Source organism: Mesonia algae, from assembly GCF_003253545.1.
Classification (GTDB): Bacteria; Bacteroidota; Bacteroidia; order Flavobacteriales; family Flavobacteriaceae; genus Mesonia; species Mesonia algae.
Genome location: NZ_QKYV01000003.1, coordinates 182,790 through 202,019, shown reverse-complemented (window position 1 = coordinate 202,019; position 19,230 = coordinate 182,790). Strand labels below are relative to the sequence as shown.

Here is a 19,230-nt window from a genome sequence, read left to right as displayed (position 1 = left end):
ACGCGGTAGCGGCCTACCATTAGGCCATTGTTGTAGTTTTCGGTCTTGACCAGCTTGTTTTCGTAAGTAGTTTTCCATAGGCCATGTTTGTAGCCCTCTTTGAAGATGCCCGCCTTTCTTAAATTTATATTTACAAAAGTACTATAAGATTGGTCGTATTTTAAAGTTTTTCGGGTAAGCCCATTTTCTTTAATTTCTATATCATATTTGGTAGAATCGGGTTCATAAACATTTATTATAAATAGGCCATTTAACAAATCATTGCCATCATTTCTATATTCATAAACTTCTTTGCCTTCTTTCATTTCAATTTTGTAATCATATGAACGAATTGGTGCAACGATAGGCTCCATCTTTTTTTTTTGTGAAAACAAACTAGAGCAAAATAATAATGATAATATAACTATAATATTTTTTTTCATGTTAATTGTAAAATTTGATAATATCATCTTGTAATGCCTTCCATTGAAACTTCCAGAATGATTTTTCTGTGTTGTAGTAATCCATAAAGTTTTCCGTTTTACCTTGTTTAAATTTATACGGGTTCCTGTAATATACATTTAAATCTTCCCTTGACATTTTATACATTTCCTTGTGCTTTTTCCAAAACTTTGCAATTTCTTTTTTGGAATAACTATTTTCTTGCATATGGTTTATTTGTTCATCAACTTGTTCAATAAACCGATTTCTTTCAAAAACCTCTCTCTCTGTTAATTTGTTATTTTCTCTGAAAGAATGTTCTAATCCTGCAACATGTGCTATTTCGTGGGCAAAACTTTCTTTATGATGTAGATTTGATTTAAAAATCACACAGTGTTTGGCATCGATATCGCCTAAATCTCCATAACCGCCTGCACCTTTGGGCCCACCACTTTTGCTATGCTTTAGCGGTGCTAAATAGACAATAATCCCTCTTTTGTTGGCGGCTTCTTTATGTTGTTTTTTAAACTCCTCATAAAATTTATCCAAGAGTTGATTGCCTTTAAAGACTTTCGTGCCGGCAATGATTAAATCGTCAACAATCCACTGTGCCTCATCTATCTCTACATCATAAACAGTGCCAATGTTAGCTTTTAAAAGTGCTTGGTTTAAGCTTTGGGTGTTTAAATAGGTTTCGAGGTTTTTAAGGTCGTCCGTTATGGGCTTAGATGGATCGCCAAAACCCTTGTCCATCTGGTTTTCTATGGCCGACTGGTCTGAAACAACCGTACCTTTCCGGACGATTCGTACAGGGGTGATATCAAACTCCAGTTCTTTGTAATTGGCATTTTTAAATACCATCAACTTGCCCACTTCCTCTTTTTGATCGTTTAGTTTGGCAAATACCTTTACTTCTTCGTGTTGGGTTAGGTTTCCTTTGCATTTAATCTTGAGAATATAAGAGGCGGTGTATATTTTTTTTTGGACTTTGCTATCCCATTTAACTTCAGTAGGAGTGTTGGAAATAATATTTTTCAGGTATAACTTAGGGGTTTTTAGTTCAATTTTAATATTTGGGTTACTTGCTTCGAATATGAGTTCTGTGGGATCTACGACCAAAGGTTCAAGCTCTTCTATTTCTAAATTTAGACTAACGCCATAGGTTTGAATTAGGTTTCCATGAGTGTTCTGCGCTTCTGGCGTATCTGGGTACATGGTAAGCCAAGCAGGATAATAGTTCTTACCATAAGGTGAAATAGGGTTCTTGACGTCTGTGGTTTTGTATTCGGTTTTTAAGGCAGGAACGTCATCACAGAGTGCTAACTTAGCATTATGAGGGTTTCCATCATGATCTTTTGCTACGGTAACTATAGGATGTATATATTCATCACGTAACCAGTCGAAGCCATACTCACCCATATAACCAGTGGATCGCCTAAAATGTACCATGAACTTCTTGAGCTGGGGAGCAATAAGTAGTTCTTCTCCAGAACTAAAACTCCGTCCAGCAGCTTCAATGGTATCAATCACTAACGTACGTGCCATAATTTATTGTTCTTTTTCGGTTTCTATCCAGTTCTCGTCTATGGTTACCAGTTTCATTGCTGCGGTGCCATCTGCCTGCACGATACCGGTATATTTTAACTTTTTTTCACCTTCTTTAAAATCCTGTTTTTTTTTGTCTTTTACATTCACGGTCACGGTTTCTCCAGCATCCATATTCTCGGTCAGCACAAATAACTTGGCCTTCTCTCCGTAATCTAAACTGTCTATCCGTTCTTTCCCAGTCTCATCCATCCAATAGCTCTCTACTACTTTTGGGGCTTTGTCGTTACCCATCATAGCGCCAGGGATCATCATGGCAATGTTTTTAAAGGTCTCTTTTACGCTGCCGGCACTGTTTATCTGGGCGTGTTGCATAATCGTAACTTTTCCCCCAGTGGCACACATGCATTCACTGTCATCAAATAAAAACTTTTTACTACCGCCTAAGGTAGATTTCTTGGCTGTTTTGGTCCACGGTTGTAATGCAGGAACACATGGTAAATAACTACTGCCCGAAGGTTTTAGTTTACACTGTCCGAAAGTTTCTGGCACCTGGGTTTCTTTATCGGTTGCCTGGAATTTGCCTTGTATTTTTACTTTTTTATTTTGCGTGACCAAAAGCTTTGCTGGTTTCATGCCTTGATTGCATTGTAGCATCGCTCCATCTAGTACATATTTTTTACCCATCGTCTTCCAGTTTAAATGTTATCGTTGTTTCTTTTCTATAAAGGTCTCCTATACTCGTGGTATAAGATAACTGCCCGTTAATTATTAAACCAACTTCGGGACGTAGCTCATAGCTTCCGTGGTATTCAAAATCTAAATTATGTTGTGAGCCAGGCTCGGTAGACAAACTGCCTAGAAAAGCGTTCATTTTTGCTAAGGGGAAGTTTTTAGCTTCGGTGTCCAATTCGCCAGAAAGTTCAATGGTTACTTCACTAAAGGTGATATCCTGTTTGGTGATTTTCTTTTCCTCTTGTATGGGTACATCAATATTTCCTAATCCGTTTGCCAATATTTTTTTATCTTTTATTGCGGAATTACCTTCAAACTCCCGGTAAAAGATGTTGGCAAATAGAAAGTTATAAAAATTATCGTTTAAAAACACGTTTTGTATCTCACTTTCCTGTAGTTGCCAATCAAAATCGGCCGCCATTTCTTTTAGATCGGGGTAGGAGTCTAACAATTCTGTTTTAACTGCCTCCCACTTATCGCGGATTTGCTGAGTATTCTTTACTTCAAGCAATTTGTAATTCTTGCTTACCACTATCCTTAGCTCATCATTAATACTCGCTACTTGCAAGGCAATAGTTTGAGCTTTGTTTAGTTTTTTTATTAGACTATTTCTTTCATTTAAAAAAAAGCGGCGTTGGGTGGTTAAGGTATATTGTAGTTCTCCTTCATTGTCTAGCCCAAAAAACTCCAGTCTGAATTCCCAAGCCATTTTTGTGGCTATGATTTTCTTCCCCTTTCTTTCTATATTACTAAGTATTGCCGTGTAGTCACGGGAAACACGTTGGCCGTTAAGCTTTAGTTTGTGGGTGGTATGTGAATAGGTTTCTGGCACGTAGTTATTTGATTGTTATTTTACATGATTTGGTTGAGTTACTTTTTTATAAAATTATCCATCTTGTATAACTCGTACTCGTTCACCATTTTCTATATTGGGGTTCATGCCAATGCCATCATAATGAGCCGAAAAGTGGAAGAATTTGTTTCTTAAGGGTTTTAACAATAGTTTGTCAGCAGGATTGTTAAAATCCATTTTTTCACCATCACCAAATACATATTCATCTAATCGTGCTTTTACAGCTTCTAAGGAAACGCCATTGGCTTCAAAAGCAATGGTATACTTTCTTTTAATTAACCCAAGATCATACAAGAGGTTTTTATTTTTTGAATACTCGACCATTATATGCAATGGTATATGGCTGTATTTGTTGGATATATTTTGCCGTTTCCCAGTTAGCGTTCCCCAAAATTCGCTTACTTCAATTTCATTGAATTTGTACCAGCCTTGATCAATCCAGTAAAGGCGTTCTTCTTCCATTTTAGATAGAGAACCCGAATAATTAATCCTAACTTCTTCGTTAGAGTTGTCATTATAACCACCACCAATATCAGAATGTACTCCAGGTAAAGTTTTTTCTACCCCACGGTTTCCAGCGCTATCTATATCGGTAAGTCTAAAGTTTTCCCGGTGTTCATCCTGTGAGGCAATTTGAAAGGTATAGTTAGACCTCCAAATTTCATTAAGGTGCAACTCTTCGGTATCGTCTTTATGTACAATACCTGAAGAAGCCACCGTATCATACAATCCCGTAAACCGAATTCGTAATATTCTAGGCATTTCTTCTTCTGAGAGGTGTTCTCCTAAAGCCCCGTGATCTACTTCATAATTTATTTGCTGAGGAACTCTTCCTCCAGTCATCTTTTTAAAATCTCCTTTGCGTTGGTTGATCTCAAAAATAAAATTTCTAGCTGCTGCTGCACCTCTACTAAAGCCGTAAACATCAATTTGTAAGATGTTAATCTTTTTATCACCACGTTTCTTTTTTATCTGGTCGGCCAATTCTTTACAACCTTTTTTTACTTTAGCGCGTATACCTGTACTTCCTAGTCCGAGCCCACCTCCAACCACACTACTATCTGATTCGTAGTTTTCAGTTCCAATACCATCCATATATATTGAGAACTGTTTTACTTTAGCATCGTTAAGTTGTTCATATGCAGGCTCCATTCGAGAGACATTAGAGAAATCATTTTCATAACTTCCCGATCTCTTAAAACCGAACCAATTGGTATAAGCATCTGCAGATTCTTCGTTGTAAATAGGTTCGCCTCGTTGTTTTTTCTCATAATCCAATCTAGCTTGAACATTTTTTCTATTATTTAACGTTCCATCAAAAAACATTCCTGCATTAATATTTATAGAGTCTTCAGGAATGAGTTCTTCATAATTAGATTCTTCAACAAATGTGGGAGCTGTTTGCAAATCGATTTCATCGAGAAAACTTTTAGAGTTTTCTGCGCCTGTAGGAGAAGATTTTAATGCCGTGTGATACATACTACTTTTGTTTAATCTGAAGTTTGATAGACGTTTATATTTGCTTTATTAAGCTTAATGGTTTCATTTTCAGATTGTAAAGAAAGGGCTACAGTACTGTTATAAGCATCAACCTCAATAATTAGGTCGATTGTTTTGTCGTCTGAATTTTTAAAAATTGATTTAAGGGCTAGAAAAATTTCTTTCTCGTCTATATCTATGTCTGCCCCAAACTTATTTTCTTCTGAATCATACCATTTATAGCCTATTTGCTTAGGTAAGGGTAGTTGACTATAATCATTAATTTCAGTATTGGTTGTTTTAAAATAAAAATGAGTTCCGTTATAAAATTTTGTACGTATTTCTGCTGGAGTACTCTTATTTTTAAATTGATATTTAAATTTCCAAGAAAATCGTTTACGGTAAGTATTCCATATCTCTTTATTTACTCCTTCTTTTTTTAATTGATGTTTTATATCTTCAGGAAGATAGTCTATAGTTGCTGCTATGTATTTTTTTCTATCCTGAATACCGCTAGGGTTAAACTCTTCCATACTAATTTCTGTTGAATGAGCTAAGTAATGACCTACTTCCACCGATTTATCTGCACCAAATAACCAAACAGAAACATTGCCTCCTGGGGCCATACCAACAACTACATTTGAATATGTTTCCTGTTTACCAAGGTGATTTACATATCCACTATCAAATAAGGTTTTGATTTTATCTGTGGGAAGTTCAAAATCGCCTTTGTAAAATGTATCTTCTGTAAATGATAGCCAGCTCAACATTAATTTTTTTGGAAGTGACTTAAGGTCTTCTCCTACAACATAGGTAGAGCCTGTTTCTCCCCATCCATTATGGACTGTACGGCCACCACTAGGTATTTCAACCATACTTCCATCTTGGCAGGTAATAATTCCTTGATGAATTTCAACGGGGTATTGTTTTGGAGCACTTTCAGTTGGTCGCCATTCGTATTTTTTCATTCCATTCTTAGTTTCAGATAGATTTTTTTCTTTTGTCTCACTATTTTGACAGGATCCCATTGTTGTTCCCAAAAATAAAATGAGAAGCAGAGCTACTGTCTTATTAAATGTTTCCCTATAATCACTCTCCATAATTTACCGTTTCTGCACTTGATATTGTGATCTTACCTCCCGCATTAGTCTTAATTTCACCACTTGCGTCGGTAGTAATTTCTTGAGCTTCTTGTTTATAAGAGCTACTTAAAATTTTAATTTCTTTGCCAATTTGTTTGTCTTCATTATTGGCAGTGATAAAGCTGTTTTCAGTAATACTTTCAGATTTGTTTTTACCTATAGAAACATCCATATTTTCTTCTACATTAATCTGCATATTTTTTGCATTGAGGGTCATATTTTCCAGAGCAGAAATCATAATATCGTTATTAGCAGTATCAATTCGAATTATATTTCCATTTTTATCAGTAATGGTAATACTTTCGCTCCCATTGGCATCATTCAATTCAAAAGTATGTCCGCTTCTTGTACGAATAGCTTTGATATCATTTTTTTCTGTTTTCCAACTTTGCGGTCTATGGTTTCCGTGATAAAGTGACCCCATTACAAACGGCCTTTCGGCATTACCGCCTTCAAAACCTATCAATACCTCTTCGCCTTTTTCTGGGATAAAATGAAAGCCTTTATCACCTCCCGAGTGCGGTGTAACGATTCGTAACCAAGGAGTCATCTCGCCCATCATTTTTTGCCAAGGGAACTGTACTTTAATACGCCCCATTCCTTCGGGGTCTGCATTTTCTGTTACTACTGCAGTTTGTGTGTCACTTTTTGGAATAGCGTTAAAATTGGTTAGTGGGTATACATTTGTTTCGGCACTTACAGCTTCAAAAATATTTTGATATCGACCATTCTCATTAGCGGTATGACTAACTTTGGTTACCCGATAACTACCATAATGTTCATCTTGCCCCTTAATTTTAATCACTTTACCTAAAGCTACTCCCGGGTTATCGCTAGATCCTTTTAAAATTACTTGTTGTTGTTCTGCAGCTTTTTTCTGTTGTTCAACCTGAGTGTCAAGACGTTTTTTTAACTGAGGGTCATTGTAGCCGTTAATAAATACGTTGGTTTCGTTAGGGTATAGCTTAGAGGCTTTTTCGCTACTAAAACCATTGTAACCATTTGTAATTGCTATTCCTTCAGTATTTTTTTGATGATGTTCATCGGTAAAATAATCGTTCGTAAAATAATTGAATTTATTTGGCTGTGGATTTAATTCCATACTAAATTCTTGCAGGTCGTGTCCATAAGTAAGCATAATGGCTTCTCCACCTTCCGGAGCACCGAAAATTAGTTTTTTTCCATTATAATAAAACCATTCACTGTACTGTGATGCCAAACGAGAGGTATATTCCCAAGAACTTTCATTATTTTGTACTGAATAATGGAGCGGGGTAGTGGTGCGAGGTTCAAATACTGTTTCTAGCTTACCTTTATCATAACTCATAAAGCTTTTTTCAAGAATGTCTTGTAGAGTTATATCATTGTGTGAGCTATAATGTGGGCCATCTTCTGCAAGTATAGTAGTGCTGTGTCCCCCGATAATAATAAGGTCTCCGTTTTTATGATTAAAAGCTTTTAAGCTGTTTACTGAGGTAACCACTCCTTTAAACTCAAGAGTTTTGTATCCAGAAAATTTACCAACGGAATTTACTTGAAAGGTAAATGTTTCTCCTAAATAATTTTTAGAATCTTCTGCCAAACCTCCCAAACTCGCTTTCTCTAAAACGTCCATACGACATACCAGTTCAAATGAATGATGGGTACCCAAATTTTGGTGGAGGCTGAATTCTTGAAAGGCAGGGATGGGATTACCCGCTATGTAGATATCTATTTTGCTTTGTAGTGCCATGTTGTTTTCTTTTGATTTAAAATTCTAACCCTTTATTCCGTTCATAATAATCTACAGGAAGCTATTTTTTTTCCCTTTTATATACCAAAGAGTAAGGTTGGTTGTGTCTGATTTGTGCCAAGTAGCTTCAAAAATATCTATACTCTTATTTTCTTCGAAGTTATTGTATAGTTTCATTTTAAAATCAGGCACCCCATTTTTAATATTAAACTTATCAGTCTCAAAAGGTTCTCCATATTGATTATTTCCCTCTTTAAGGGATAGTTTCATCATAGAGTTTATTTGAATAGCGTTTTGTTGCAAAGTGGTGTGTGTTTGTGATATTGAATTGTTCTTATTTCCTTGATTCTTATTTTGCTAGCAACCTATAAAGAACAAACCAACGATTAATGCAACTTTTTGTAAATGTAAAGTTTTCATATATTGACGATTTGTATTGAAATCTTGTCGTACTATAACCATGTTTAGTTGCCATTTGTAGATAATCAATATGTAACGTATTCAATATTTATGTTCTCCAATTTTTTTTAAAATTCTCACCATAATATTATTTTAATTTTTAAAAAACTGTACCCTTTAACCACTTTGATAAGTCAACAGGTTGCCAACTGGTTTGCTGCTTTTCATACCAAATGGTTAGATTGTATTCTTGATTAAAACTCCAAGTGGCTTCTTTAATTATGATTTCTTCGTTAGTATATTGTTTTTTAGTGTATTGATTGTATAATTCTATTCTAAATTCTGACAATGCTTTGTCAACTTTAAAATTTTCTTGTGTCTTGGGTTCTCCATATTTCAATTTGAATTTATTGAACGTAAAAGTTTTCGCCTCTTCTATATTCATATTGATTTGCTTTGAATTTTTGCTATTATCATCTTGAGAAATATTTTGATGAATTACACTAGTATTTTTTATATCTTTTTTATTTTCTTTACAGCTTACGCCTAAAGGAAATGTAGAAAGACAAATGAGATAAGTGCAGTATTTAAGGTTTAACAGCATAAGTGAAAGAGGTATTGGGTATCAATAAGTTTAATTGCGTTATTATATAATCAATATGTCGCTCTCTTAAATCGTGCCCTATGTTCATCATACTTTTTCTGTCGGATACATAATTGCTTACCGATCGGTATTCATCCCAATGATTAACGTTTTGAGGTACATTCCCACTGCTATGTCCATACTCATGAGAAACTGGATATTGCTTATAGGTTTTGCCAGCTCGTATGCGATTATTCACGTTGACATCCTCTGTGTCTAAGTTTATTTCATGTTTCCCCCAAATGACATTACTACGTTTAAATTTATTTTTTGGAATTTTTGTAACATTAACCACCCAGTGCGGATTTGTTAGTTCCCATAAAATATCAAAATTTAGAGTAAAAATGGTATTCGCGTGCTGTTTAGCAAAATCAGATTTTCCCGAGACTCTCATTTTAAAGTGGCCGCCCCATTCTTGCCAAATGATTTGATCTGCTTTTTGATGAAAAGTTTTTTTTTCTTGATAATTCCACTGTGAAGTTCCAGATAATGTAAGCCAATTATATTTCCATTTTTGACGAATAAGAATAACATTTCTTCTTTCTTCCAAAAAGAAATCCATTCTACTTGTTTTTCTATGGTATAAATTAGACATAACTAGGATTTGCTAGGCCAGTTATTGGTAAATTTTGTTCCTTTAACTTTAATTTCTTTGGCTGAAATAATGATGAAAATTTTTAAAGGCTCATTGTCTGTAGAATTGAATGATTCATTGTATTCAATGCAATGAGCTTCTGTAAACTCTATTTTTTTTAGTCCTGCCATAGTATCACGACGATAAAAAGTAATGGAACCTTTTTTGGTAAGGTTAGGACTAATCATCCATTCTAAGAAATCGGTTTTGGCGGTACCTTCAATAAGTAAACGTATTTGCCCACCTCTTGGTTTTTCACTAGGTCGACCTGTATAATCGGTACCTTGTGTAAATGTAAATGAACAGTCCAATAAATTGAGCTCTTCATCATCTAAAACGAGTGTTGAGAGAAATGACATAGGGAATTATATTAAGTTTGCCCAAAAAAGAATAAGGGTAAAAAAAGGGAGTGCGATTTACCCTCCCTTGTGTATGAATTAATTGCATTATATTTAAATGCAATATGTTCTCATTACATTGGCCAATCATTAACATGTTGTCCAGTACCCATTGAAATAGAGCGTGCAGAAATTACGATTGATTCACTCATAGGATTGTCTCCTGTGTGATCAAAATTTTCAATATATTTAACCATATAGCCTTCAGAAAATTTAAGTTCTTTAGCTGTAGCTTCATTGTCACGTTTTAAGAATTTAATAGAACCATCGCGACGCTCAAAATTGTTGAACATCCACTCTGCTAAACTCGTATCTGCAGTGGCCTCGACAGTTAATTTGATGCGCCCTCCTCGGGTTACGGAAGATGGTCTTCCTGTTGCATCAGTTTCCTGGAACAGATCATAGCTGCTACTTAATACATTGTACTCTTGCCCGTTTAGGACTAATTTTGCTTTGAATGACATAATAATTTACTTTAAGTTAAAAAATGGCATTAGTGCCTAATAAATATATAAATACATCATAAAGCTATGAAAATCAAATGAAAGAAACTGTTAATGTAAATCTAAATATTATGAGAATTTTTACATAATCTTGGTTAATTGTAGAGATTGTAACGGTTAGCGTAAGAATGTTAAAATTCACATATTGTTGATTTATTGAAAAAATTAAGTGTGAATTTTATCGTTTAAGTGCTTTTGTTAAACTCGTGAACTTTAATTTTTTTGTTTCTTAGAGAATTAAGAAAAGACCAATAAAAAAGGGAAGTAGTTATACAATCCCTTTTTAACTTTATTAAATTTTAAGTTAACTTTTATGAAATTACATTGGCCAATCATTTACGTGTTGCCCAGTTCCCATTGTGATAGAACGCGCTGAAATAATTATAGATTCATTCATTGGATTGTCTCCACTATGATCAAAATTTTCAACATATTTTACAACGTATCCTTCGTTAAATTTAAGTTCTTTAGCAGTGGCTTCGTTGTCTCTCTTTAAGAATTTCACAGAACCATCACGTCGTTCAAAGTTATTGAACATCCATTCTACCAAACTTGTATCAGCAGTAGATTCTACTGTTAATTTTACACGTCCTCCACGTGTAACCGATGAAGGTCTTCCTGTAGCATCAGTTTCTTGGTAGAGGTCATAACTACAATTTAGTACGTTATACTCTTTTCCGTTAAGGTTTAATTTTGCTTTAAATGACATAATAATTTACTTTAAGTTAATTAACGGCAATAGTGCCTCATAAATATTAAATACAGAATAAAGCTAAGCATTTTATAACCATTCGACACGTAAATTGCAGAGGGATATTTAATTAGGTCTGAAAATGAGTAATAAAAAAGGTTTTATTAGTAGCGTGACGTTGAGGTTGCAACCAAACGTTAAAATTTAATTAAAGATTTAAATTTTCTATAATTGTAAGCTTCAGTAATGAAAAAAAAGGGACTAATCTACACGTTGACAAATTATAACATTGTCTTCTTTTATATTATTACCTTCGACCGTACGCGTGTAATCTATATATTTCATTCCTAGATACCACTTAGGTTTACTATAAAATACCCAGCCTTGTGGTTCGTTTTTAGAGTTAATATAGACGATTTTATTTTCTGGATGACGATCGTTATAGTCATTAATGAAGAAATAAAAAAGTTTGCCAAAAGCCATTTTTTCAGGTGCTTTCAATCTAAAGTTACTCAATTCTGCAGTTTTCTCGTCTTTATGAAACTCAAATGAGATTACTTGTGGATTGGTTAATTCTTCATCAGTTGGATCTTTAATGTATTTACCCACGGGATATAGCCATTTTTTATAAACGGGTAGAGGGATAGAGGTAGCAAATTCATACGTTTTAATTACCAATATAGGTATTATAAACCAAATAGTGGCTCCTAAAAAAACAAATATATAATCTGGTTTAAAAATATTCACAATGAATGCGAAACCAATAGATGCAATGCAGTTAACAGCTATAGTAAATATAAATTCTGACCAAAAACTGTTTGGTTTTTCAGATAATAAGTCAAAAAATTGTCTACAAACATATACGTGAAATATACCTAAAAGTAAAAATACGATTTGAAAGGCTATAAAGGTATGTAAGGGTATATTGTTTAAGACATTTTCGTTACTCAATAAAGCTGTAAGAGCGAAAAAAGCTGTCGTTGCTAATATGTAAATTATCAGTTGTTTTTTCTTTTTAGAAAATAACTTTTTTATCCCTTTCATAAAAACCATCATAAGGATGCCTATTACGAAAAATAGAATGGCCATTTTTATTAAATCGGGATTGATTGAGGAGAGTCTAAGTGTTATCATAAGGTGGTTGTTAATCCCATTAAGGCTGGTTCGTTTTCATGTAAGACAAAACCTTTGTTATTGTGCTCAAAGTCAATCTGTGTATTTACCTCCATTTCCATAGGAATAAAATATTCATAAAAAACTTGAATAAAGCGCATTGTAGGGGAATCGTCTACGAAGTTTTTAATATTTTGTTTATTAATAGGTCCGATTGTAGCGTTTATTTGAGGGTGAAGTACTATAGATTCGTCTACTCCCAATACTAGATCTACACCCAAACTTTCACCCTTTTCTTCTTTGTTATTAGGAACCTTGTAAGGTGAATTTACTTTTTCTAGTGTAACTTTTTCATCAATAATTCTCTCTAAACATAAGGCTGTTAATTCTAAGTTGCCAGAGATTTTGTGAATACTGGGTAATAATTTAATTAATTTTAATAAATACTTTTTTGGCAAAGACTTATCTGCTTGCCAAAATTTTAATAAAAAATTATTTTTAACATCTGTAAAACGATCTATTAATGCTCTTTCTTCCTTTTCAATGTTTACATATTGATTGAAAGTTTCATTTTCAATAGGTTGAAAAAATAAACGTGCTTCTCTTTCTTCTTGTTTTTGTTTTTCTCTTTTCTTTTGGTAAGATAAACTCTTTAATGCAGGGTCTGATGGATTATGAAATACACCCTCTGGTAAGCTATCATAAATCCCGTTTCGTGATAAATTGAAATTAAGTGTGTAATTATCAATATTAGTTAGAGATTGCTTATAATCTATTATGTCTCTCCTGTACGGTCTTTTAAAAGTACTTGTATTGTTTATAGTAAGATTTGAAAAATCTACATTAGAGTTCTCTAAAATTTCAGATACCACAACTTCTGCTTTAATATCTTCAAAGACAGATTTTAACTCATTAAGTATGTTTTCAAGCTCTTTATTTACCATAAAAATTTTTTACTCAGAATCATTAGAGATATAAATTGATAAAGGTTTTCTTCCTGCACAAACAAAACGCTCTTGCCACCACTCATCAGTAAGATCACTTAATTTAACACCTCGCAAATTTTCTGGACCATTATAACCAGATGCGCTAATAAATTTATTATTTTTAAGGTAGATACCCACGTGTGTAATCTCGTCATCATTTACATTGGGACGTTTAAAAAAAAGCAGATCTCCTTCTTTTAAAAATTCTTGACCTATAAATTTATCTGTAGTTTCTGCATCGTATTGTCTGGTTGATGTGCGTTCTAATAAGTAGTCATAAACATTTACATATAGATGTTGAGCAAAAGAAGAACAATCAACACCTTGCATATTTTCTCCACCCATTAAATATGGTGCTCCCATCCATTCATCTATGAAGCTATAAAGTTTTAAATTACTTAGTTCAGTTGGCGCTACATTTAGAAGATTAGCGTATTTTACTTGAATAGGTTCGAAGACAGGTTGTTGTATTGGGGCTTCGGAGACTGTATCAATAGGAGTTTCAATTTCAGGTTGAGTAATGGTTAATTTGTTTTTTGAGCCTCCGCAGCTACTTAAAAAAGCAGTAAGGAGTAATGAAAAGAGAAAAGGGAGTAAAATTGTTTTTTTCATAATGTTTAAGGCTTTTTTTACAAATATAAATAAAGGGAGATTCTATTTCAAATTTTAGAAAAATTATAACAAAGATAACTAAACTTATTAGTAATTTGCCTTTACGACTTTTTTAACGAAACCTATTTAAATGCCTAAAGATTACTATTCTCTGCCTTTTAAACCAAGTGCTTTTATAAAAAATGATAGTCATGAAAAATGCTCTATTCAGGATTCAGTTGCTAGTTTTTTACATTTATTAGCAACAACATATTTTGGAGAGTGTACATTCGATGAAAGTTTTGGTAATGCTCTTTGGGAAGTAGATTTCGACAATTTAACTAGTAATGATAAGCTGCGAGGTATTATTACTGAATCGATTCTCGATAGTATAAAGCATTATGAAAAAAGACTGGTAGAAGCCACGGTAGAGATTAAACTAAAACAAGAAAGTGTTTCTAAAAACAACAATTTACAGATGGTAAGAAAACGAATTGACATCTTAATTTCGGGTACTGTTAAACAAACTAATGAACCTTTCTCTTTTGTTGAAAGCTTTTATATTGCTCCTATGTCTTTTTAAGAGTATTTCTGTCGATTAGATGAAGATTTATTTATATTTTTGGGTAAAAGGGTGAAATTTTTAAACGCGGAAGGAAGAAGGCTAATTAGCCTTCTTTAAATTTATTATATATGCATAATAAAAATAATGAGAAGGATATAAAAAATAGGATGATCGAAAAGGCAGCCTCACTTTGGGGTATAGCTCCTAAAGATATAGATAGTTCTTTTGATCCCTTAGTATCTTTACTTATAAGTGCTTGTGCTTCTGAAATATCAAAAATTGAAGGTGAAATTTATAATTCACAATCACGAATTACAGAAAGACTTATTCAATTAATGACTCCTGAGGCTATTCATGGTGCCAACCCTGCCCACGCGATTGCTTATGCAGATCCAGTTGATAAAAGTATTACTATAAATTCTAAGCATCAATTATATTGCAAAAGAAAAGCTTTGTTAGAGCGCAACGAGACTCTTAAAAAAAATATTTTTTTTTCCCCATCAAGGGAGATGCGCTTAATAGATGCAAAAATTAGCCATGTACTTTGTGGTGATAAATTGTATGTACACAATGAAAAAAAAGGAAAAAAATTTATTGGTACGATAGAGAATGTTGGAAATCCTTCTAAACTTTATTTAGGTATAAATAGTCATAGTGATAACGTTCCTCTAAAAGATGTTTCTCTTTATTTTGAACATGAAGATGCATCTTTAAATGACCTTTTTTACCATCACCTTAAAAATGTCAAATGTTTATTAAATTCAGATAAACTTACGACTACAGGAGGTTTTTTTGATCATAAAGAACAGCAACGCTTAAATGTGGAAGCTATTTTTAATTCGGTAACTAATAAAACTAAAAGTATAGAAGATCGAATTAATCAGTTTTATGAAAAAAACTTTATTTCGATTAAATCACTTTCATATTTATCTAAAAAAGGAAAAATGCCTGATGGTGTTTTTAGTGAGGTAGATATTAAAAGTTATCCTGAATTACAAGATTTAAATTGGATAGAGGTAGAGTTTCCTAGAATCATTAACACAAATATTTTAGAGCAAGTTTCTGTTTCTTTGAATGCTTTTCCTGTTCTTAATAGAAAGCTTAACAGCTTCTCATATCAATTAAAAGATTTTATACATATTGTTCCTATACAGACCAATGATTTATTTTTAGATATACAAACAGTTGAAAATACGGAGGGGAAAAACTATTTGTTGCGACAAAATAGTACAAATGATCAACGTAAAGGAACTTTTATTTTGAGAGAAGACCAAGCGGGAAAATTAGATTCTCGAAATGCAAAACAGTTTTTAAGTCATATGATGGAGTTAATGAAAGAAGAAAGTGCAGCATTTTCTTTTTTAGGTAGTGACTTCTTACAGGCAAATATTAATAAACTGAACCAAACTATATTATTACTTGAAAAAAGAGCGGAGGATCTCACAAGACAACCCAACGAGACTGTTTATCTTTCCGTAAAGCCATATAATGCTAAGGAAAATTTAATGGTTGAGTATTGGACTACCGATGGGAGTTTAGGTAATAAGATAAAGGGAGGTTCTTTATTATATAATTATGAGGGAACAGACATAAAACAAAAAAGTGCAAAATTGCTTACCAGTACTTTTAACGGTAAGGATAGTTTGGGAATGGAAGAACGCCTTAATAATTATAGAAGTTCTTTATTATCTAGAGATAGAATTGTTACCAAAAAAGATGTTAGCGCTCTTTGTTTTTCTGTCTACAACAATCATATTGAAGACGTAGATGTTAAAAAAACTTACTCATCAGATATATCAATAAATAAAGGTGTTGTGGCTTGTATGAAAATTACTTTGTATGCAAGTAAAGAAAACCAATTAGAGGATCAAGAATGGCAATTGCTTAATAATAACTTATTATCTATTCTAGAGGAAAAATCAATTAACGTATTTCCTTATGTTATAGAAGTTAAAACTTAGTTTTTTAATATTTTGATTAAGATATAAAAATATAAAGATTTCAACTTTGTATTTTTATAAGTAATAAAAATGAAAAATAGAATAACTGTTTTTTATATATACTATGGAAGAAAAGAAAAATACATATAATTACCACTTAGATAAAACAGTGTTATTGTTGTTTGGTATTACTATACTTGTTTTTAGTTCACTCTTTATCTATAAATTTTATTCACAAGAAGAGTGTACTTTGGTTCAGTTTAAAAGTGAATCTAAAGACTATAGAGCCGAGTCATTTATAAGGTTCACAGATTATACTGTGGGAGCTGAGTCTTGGGAGTGGCAGTTTGGTGATAGTACCGCTGTGCAAACAGAACGTAATCCCTATCATACTTTTTCAAAGCCTGGAAAATATGATGTTAGATTAACGGTTAACGGAAGTTGTGAAATCATTAAAACCATACAAATTAAAGAGAAGATTTTTGTATTAGACTCAACAAAACTACCCGTATTCACCGCTCCAAAAATAGTGACAGTAGGAGATAAAGTAACGGTAATCGATAGTACTAAAGATGCAAATACTTGGGAATGGCGCTTTGGAGAAACAGCTAGTGTTAACTCTTATGAGAGAAAAGCAGAATATACTTATAAAGAATCAGGTTTAAAAACGATTAGCTTAGTTGTGAATGGTGATTTAAAGCATATTGGAAAACAAAAAATAAAAGTTTTACCTAAACCAGAAAAAAAAGAACGTATAGAGAAAATTATCTCATCTGCTCCGTTAGACGAGGATATTAAATATAAACCAGAATTAAGCATTGTTAAAAATACAGATACTATTGTTGAAGAAAAGAAAAAGAAAGTACCTCATATCACAGAAGCTAACTTTGCTCAAAAACTTGTCGATATATCTGATGAAAAAATTACACTCGAGGCTCTTAAACCTTATATGTGTGGAAGTCTGGACATACCGATTATTGTAAATAAGAAAAAAGAAAATTTATTAGTCTTTTGTCAAAAAATTTCTGGTAAAAATATTACTGTTAAAAAGCTGAAAATTATAAGAGACGAGGAAAGTAAGTGTATAACTAATATACTCGTAAGTGTAAATTTAGGCTGGTTTTAAATATAATAAGCTATGAATAAAGAAAGAACAGCATATAATAGAATAAATTGGATTGATGGGATGAAGATTAATAAATCCCATTTTATAGGTCAAGATAATGCTACAGTGAAAATGATTCATGAAGCTTTGCAGAATAATATTTCATCGGTAAATTTTGGGCTACTTCCAGATGCTTCTACAGAAGATGCGGTAGATATGAAACTTTCTATGGATGGTCAAAATACCGTGCATGTAAAATTGTTTAAATGTAGGGCTCTTACTCAAGGAGGATACTTTATAAATATCACCAAAGCAGAAAGTGCACAATTAGAAAAAGCTAACAAGGTAATTACCGCAAAGCACACTTTTGAAGAAGATCAGGCAGTATGTTATGTTGTACTTACAATTCATCCTTATAATAGAATTCCTATAGGAGAGGCCGACGAAAATGAAGAGCCTCCAAGACATCCAAATGTAATTCCTGAATATACTCTAGATTTTATTCCAGAAGAGGATATTAATCAAAGTGAATTTGGGATGAATCACATAACTATTGGTAAAGTTAGTTATGAGGGAGGAAAAGTGTCTTTGGAGGAAAACTTTATACCGCCTTGTACATCTATTCAAAGTCACGAAGATCTTAAATATACTTATATAGAGATCGATGCTTTTTTAAATGCAATGGAAAGATATTCGTTACAAATTATTCAAAAGATACATCAAAAAAAGCAAACTAATGATTTAGCTGTGATGGTTAAGCATATTTCTGAAAATGTTTTACAACATTTAGGAGGTGAGCTCCCAGAGTTTAGACAGCAAGATCGGTTTAATCCTCCAATAGCGATGATTACTAAATTAATGGCGCTATCTCGAGTTATAAAAAATAGCATAGATGTATACGTAGGCACAGGTAAAGAAGAGTTATTAAACTATCTTTCAGATTGGTGTGACGTAAATCAAGGTGCTTTTGAAAATGTTTTAGTTGAAATGATAGAATTGGAATATCAACATACCGACATTAATAAGGCCTTATCTAAAGTATCTGCCTTTACAAAATTAATATTATCCCTATTTAAAAAATTAAATGAGCTAGATTACATTGGAAAAAAATCTGATTCAAAAATATTTGTAAAAGAAGAAATCATAGCAAAAAATGAAGTTAAGAACAGAAGAAGTTTCTTACTTGATTAAAAAACACCCCTTATCTTATGAAAGCAAAAAACAGGAAAGCTCGTAGAAACAGTTTTTTAAAATTTTTCTTATTGTTTATTTTGACTACAAGTATTGTAGTGGTCGCACTTTTCTTTGATTTTAATGTAATGCCAATTAAAGAGAATAAAGTGTTAAGACAACAAGCTGTAGAAATTGAAAAAGAGATGCAATTACAAGAAGATTTTTCTAAAGATATTCAACTGCTAAAAGGTATGGTAGATTCATTGGATATTCCTGGTCAAAACAGAGCATTTTTAAATTCAATGCTAAGTTCTCAAATTGTAAAATTACAAGAAAAAGTCCCTGTAAAAGATTCTACCTATCGTTATGATATGTATAATAACATTATTTGGTCTTTTGCTGAGATACAAAAACTTAAGGAGGAGCTAAACTCATATTCAGATGTTGAAGAACGCATAACAGAATATAGAGAAGAATTAGCCAAATGTAGAGATGAGTTAAAAGAAGAAAAGAGAACTGTAGATGCATTGAGAAGAAATAATTAAATATTAAAAATCAAAGGTTTTAAAACGGATAAATCATA

General features: G+C 32.8%; 21 protein-coding genes. 5 read left to right on the top strand and 16 right to left on the bottom strand.

Features of this window, described 5'->3' with window-relative positions:
* From LX95_RS14585 to LX95_RS06160, 16 genes are all read right to left on the bottom strand, one after another.
* Positions 1–353: hypothetical protein (locus tag LX95_RS14585; protein ID WP_211307647.1), on the bottom strand; the 353-nt coding region annotated here is incomplete at its 3' end.
* 70 nt (positions 354–423) lie between these two features.
* Positions 424–1,965 (bottom strand): hypothetical protein, encoded by a 1,542-nt coding sequence (locus LX95_RS06230; RefSeq protein WP_111540581.1) that lies wholly within the window; start codon positions 1,963–1,965, stop codon positions 424–426.
* Between the two features lie 3 nt (positions 1,966–1,968).
* Positions 1,969–2,652, bottom strand: a complete 684-nt coding sequence (locus LX95_RS06225) for a DUF4280 domain-containing protein (protein ID WP_111540580.1) — start codon at positions 2,650–2,652, stop codon at positions 1,969–1,971.
* Positions 2,645–3,532 carry a hypothetical protein gene (locus LX95_RS06220; RefSeq protein WP_146240748.1) on the bottom strand — a complete coding sequence of 296 codons (888 nt, stop codon included), beginning with the start codon at positions 3,530–3,532 and terminating at the stop codon, positions 2,645–2,647. The genes LX95_RS06225 and LX95_RS06220 overlap by 8 nt, the downstream gene beginning before the upstream one ends.
* A gap of 54 nt (positions 3,533–3,586) precedes the next feature.
* On the bottom strand, positions 3,587–5,032 hold the full coding sequence (locus LX95_RS06215; RefSeq protein ID WP_111540578.1) for a T6SS phospholipase effector Tle1-like catalytic domain-containing protein: 1,446 nt from the start codon (positions 5,030–5,032) through the stop codon (positions 3,587–3,589).
* An 11-nt stretch (positions 5,033–5,043) separates the two neighbouring features.
* Positions 5,044–6,000 (bottom strand): DUF2931 family protein, encoded by a 957-nt coding sequence (locus tag LX95_RS06210; protein WP_245924732.1) that lies wholly within the window; start codon positions 5,998–6,000, stop codon positions 5,044–5,046.
* Positions 6,001–6,121: 121 nt separating this feature from the next.
* Positions 6,122–7,906: a type VI secretion system Vgr family protein gene (locus tag LX95_RS06205; protein ID WP_111540576.1), complete on the bottom strand. Its 1,785-nt coding sequence runs from the start codon at positions 7,904–7,906 to the stop codon at positions 6,122–6,124.
* A 51-nt stretch (positions 7,907–7,957) separates the two neighbouring features.
* The gene (locus tag LX95_RS06200) at positions 7,958–8,179 is read right to left on the bottom strand and encodes a hypothetical protein (protein WP_111540575.1); all 222 of its coding nucleotides are present in this window, start codon (positions 8,177–8,179) and stop codon (positions 7,958–7,960) included.
* Positions 8,180–8,465: 286 nt separating this feature from the next.
* Positions 8,466–8,909 (bottom strand): hypothetical protein, encoded by a 444-nt coding sequence (locus tag LX95_RS06195; protein ID WP_111540574.1) that lies wholly within the window; start codon positions 8,907–8,909, stop codon positions 8,466–8,468.
* Complete coding sequence (locus LX95_RS06190) at positions 8,893–9,543, bottom strand: hypothetical protein (RefSeq protein ID WP_170116585.1); 651 nt, start codon at positions 9,541–9,543, stop codon at positions 8,893–8,895. The genes LX95_RS06195 and LX95_RS06190 overlap by 17 nt, the downstream gene beginning before the upstream one ends.
* A gap of 2 nt (positions 9,544–9,545) precedes the next feature.
* Positions 9,546–9,941, bottom strand: a complete 396-nt coding sequence (gene tssD, locus LX95_RS06185) for a type VI secretion system tube protein TssD (RefSeq protein WP_111540572.1) — start codon at positions 9,939–9,941, stop codon at positions 9,546–9,548.
* Positions 9,942–10,054: 113 nt separating this feature from the next.
* Complete coding sequence (gene tssD, locus LX95_RS06180; protein ID WP_111540571.1) at positions 10,055–10,444, bottom strand: type VI secretion system tube protein TssD; 390 nt, start codon at positions 10,442–10,444, stop codon at positions 10,055–10,057.
* 358 nt (positions 10,445–10,802) lie between these two features.
* Positions 10,803–11,192, bottom strand: a complete 390-nt coding sequence (gene tssD / locus LX95_RS06175) for a type VI secretion system tube protein TssD (RefSeq protein ID WP_111540570.1) — start codon at positions 11,190–11,192, stop codon at positions 10,803–10,805.
* A 243-nt stretch (positions 11,193–11,435) separates the two neighbouring features.
* Complete coding sequence (locus LX95_RS06170) at positions 11,436–12,308, bottom strand: TssN family type VI secretion system protein (protein WP_111540569.1); 873 nt, start codon at positions 12,306–12,308, stop codon at positions 11,436–11,438.
* Positions 12,305–13,231 carry a hypothetical protein gene (locus LX95_RS06165; protein WP_111540568.1) on the bottom strand — a complete coding sequence of 309 codons (927 nt, stop codon included), beginning with the start codon at positions 13,229–13,231 and terminating at the stop codon, positions 12,305–12,307. The genes LX95_RS06170 and LX95_RS06165 overlap by 4 nt, the downstream gene beginning before the upstream one ends.
* Before the next feature lie 9 nt (positions 13,232–13,240).
* On the bottom strand, positions 13,241–13,885 hold the full coding sequence (locus LX95_RS06160; RefSeq protein ID WP_111540567.1) for a C40 family peptidase: 645 nt from the start codon (positions 13,883–13,885) through the stop codon (positions 13,241–13,243).
* 130 nt (positions 13,886–14,015) lie between these two features.
* Between LX95_RS06160 and LX95_RS06155 the strand changes: the two genes are divergently transcribed.
* The 5 genes from LX95_RS06155 to tssO all read left to right on the top strand — a co-directional run bounded on the left by LX95_RS06155 (position 14,016) and on the right by tssO (position 19,192).
* Positions 14,016–14,447 carry a GPW/gp25 family protein gene (locus LX95_RS06155; RefSeq protein ID WP_111540566.1) on the top strand — a complete coding sequence of 144 codons (432 nt, stop codon included), beginning with the start codon at positions 14,016–14,018 and terminating at the stop codon, positions 14,445–14,447.
* Positions 14,448–14,557: 110 nt separating this feature from the next.
* The gene (locus LX95_RS06150; protein ID WP_146240747.1) at positions 14,558–16,390 is read left to right on the top strand and encodes a type VI secretion system baseplate subunit TssF; all 1,833 of its coding nucleotides are present in this window, start codon (positions 14,558–14,560) and stop codon (positions 16,388–16,390) included.
* 103 nt (positions 16,391–16,493) lie between these two features.
* On the top strand, positions 16,494–17,495 hold the full coding sequence (locus LX95_RS06145; RefSeq protein WP_111540564.1) for a PKD domain-containing protein: 1,002 nt from the start codon (positions 16,494–16,496) through the stop codon (positions 17,493–17,495).
* 12 nt (positions 17,496–17,507) lie between these two features.
* Positions 17,508–18,665, top strand: coding sequence for a hypothetical protein (locus LX95_RS06140; protein ID WP_111540563.1), 1,158 nt, complete (start codon positions 17,508–17,510; stop codon positions 18,663–18,665).
* Between the two features lie 17 nt (positions 18,666–18,682).
* A complete protein-coding gene (gene tssO / locus LX95_RS06135; protein WP_111540562.1) occupies positions 18,683–19,192 on the top strand; it encodes a type VI secretion system TssO in 510 nt (169 codons plus the stop codon).
* The last annotated feature ends 38 nt before the right edge of the window (positions 19,193–19,230 follow it).

Coding starts and splice junctions, on each gene's coding strand:
- LX95_RS06230 (WP_111540581.1), bottom strand. CDS start 1,965: ATGGCACGTACGTTAGTGATTGATACCATTGAAGCTGCTGGACGGAGT.
- LX95_RS06225 (WP_111540580.1), bottom strand. CDS start 2,652: ATGGGTAAAAAATATGTACTAGATGGAGCGATGCTACAATGCAATCAA.
- LX95_RS06215 (WP_111540578.1), bottom strand. CDS start 5,032: ATGTATCACACGGCATTAAAATCTTCTCCTACAGGCGCAGAAAACTCT.
- LX95_RS06210 (WP_245924732.1), bottom strand. CDS start 6,000: ATGAAAAAATACGAATGGCGACCAACTGAAAGTGCTCCAAAACAATAC.
- LX95_RS06205 (WP_111540576.1), bottom strand. CDS start 7,906: ATGGCACTACAAAGCAAAATAGATATCTACATAGCGGGTAATCCCATC.
- LX95_RS06200 (WP_111540575.1), bottom strand. CDS start 8,179: ATGATGAAACTATCCCTTAAAGAGGGAAATAATCAATATGGAGAACCT.
- LX95_RS06195 (WP_111540574.1), bottom strand. CDS start 8,909: ATGCTGTTAAACCTTAAATACTGCACTTATCTCATTTGTCTTTCTACA.
- LX95_RS06190 (WP_170116585.1), bottom strand. CDS start 9,543: ATGTCTAATTTATACCATAGAAAAACAAGTAGAATGGATTTCTTTTTG.
- tssD (WP_111540572.1), bottom strand. CDS start 9,941: ATGTCATTTCTCTCAACACTCGTTTTAGATGATGAAGAGCTCAATTTA.
- tssD (WP_111540571.1), bottom strand. CDS start 10,444: ATGTCATTCAAAGCAAAATTAGTCCTAAACGGGCAAGAGTACAATGTA.
- tssD (WP_111540570.1), bottom strand. CDS start 11,192: ATGTCATTTAAAGCAAAATTAAACCTTAACGGAAAAGAGTATAACGTA.
- LX95_RS06170 (WP_111540569.1), bottom strand. CDS start 12,308: ATGATAACACTTAGACTCTCCTCAATCAATCCCGATTTAATAAAAATG.
- LX95_RS06165 (WP_111540568.1), bottom strand. CDS start 13,231: ATGGTAAATAAAGAGCTTGAAAACATACTTAATGAGTTAAAATCTGTC.
- LX95_RS06160 (WP_111540567.1), bottom strand. CDS start 13,885: ATGAAAAAAACAATTTTACTCCCTTTTCTCTTTTCATTACTCCTTACT.
- LX95_RS06155 (WP_111540566.1), top strand. CDS start 14,016: ATGCCTAAAGATTACTATTCTCTGCCTTTTAAACCAAGTGCTTTTATA.
- LX95_RS06150 (WP_146240747.1), top strand. CDS start 14,558: ATGCATAATAAAAATAATGAGAAGGATATAAAAAATAGGATGATCGAA.
- LX95_RS06145 (WP_111540564.1), top strand. CDS start 16,494: ATGGAAGAAAAGAAAAATACATATAATTACCACTTAGATAAAACAGTG.
- LX95_RS06140 (WP_111540563.1), top strand. CDS start 17,508: ATGAATAAAGAAAGAACAGCATATAATAGAATAAATTGGATTGATGGG.
- tssO (WP_111540562.1), top strand. CDS start 18,683: ATGAAAGCAAAAAACAGGAAAGCTCGTAGAAACAGTTTTTTAAAATTT.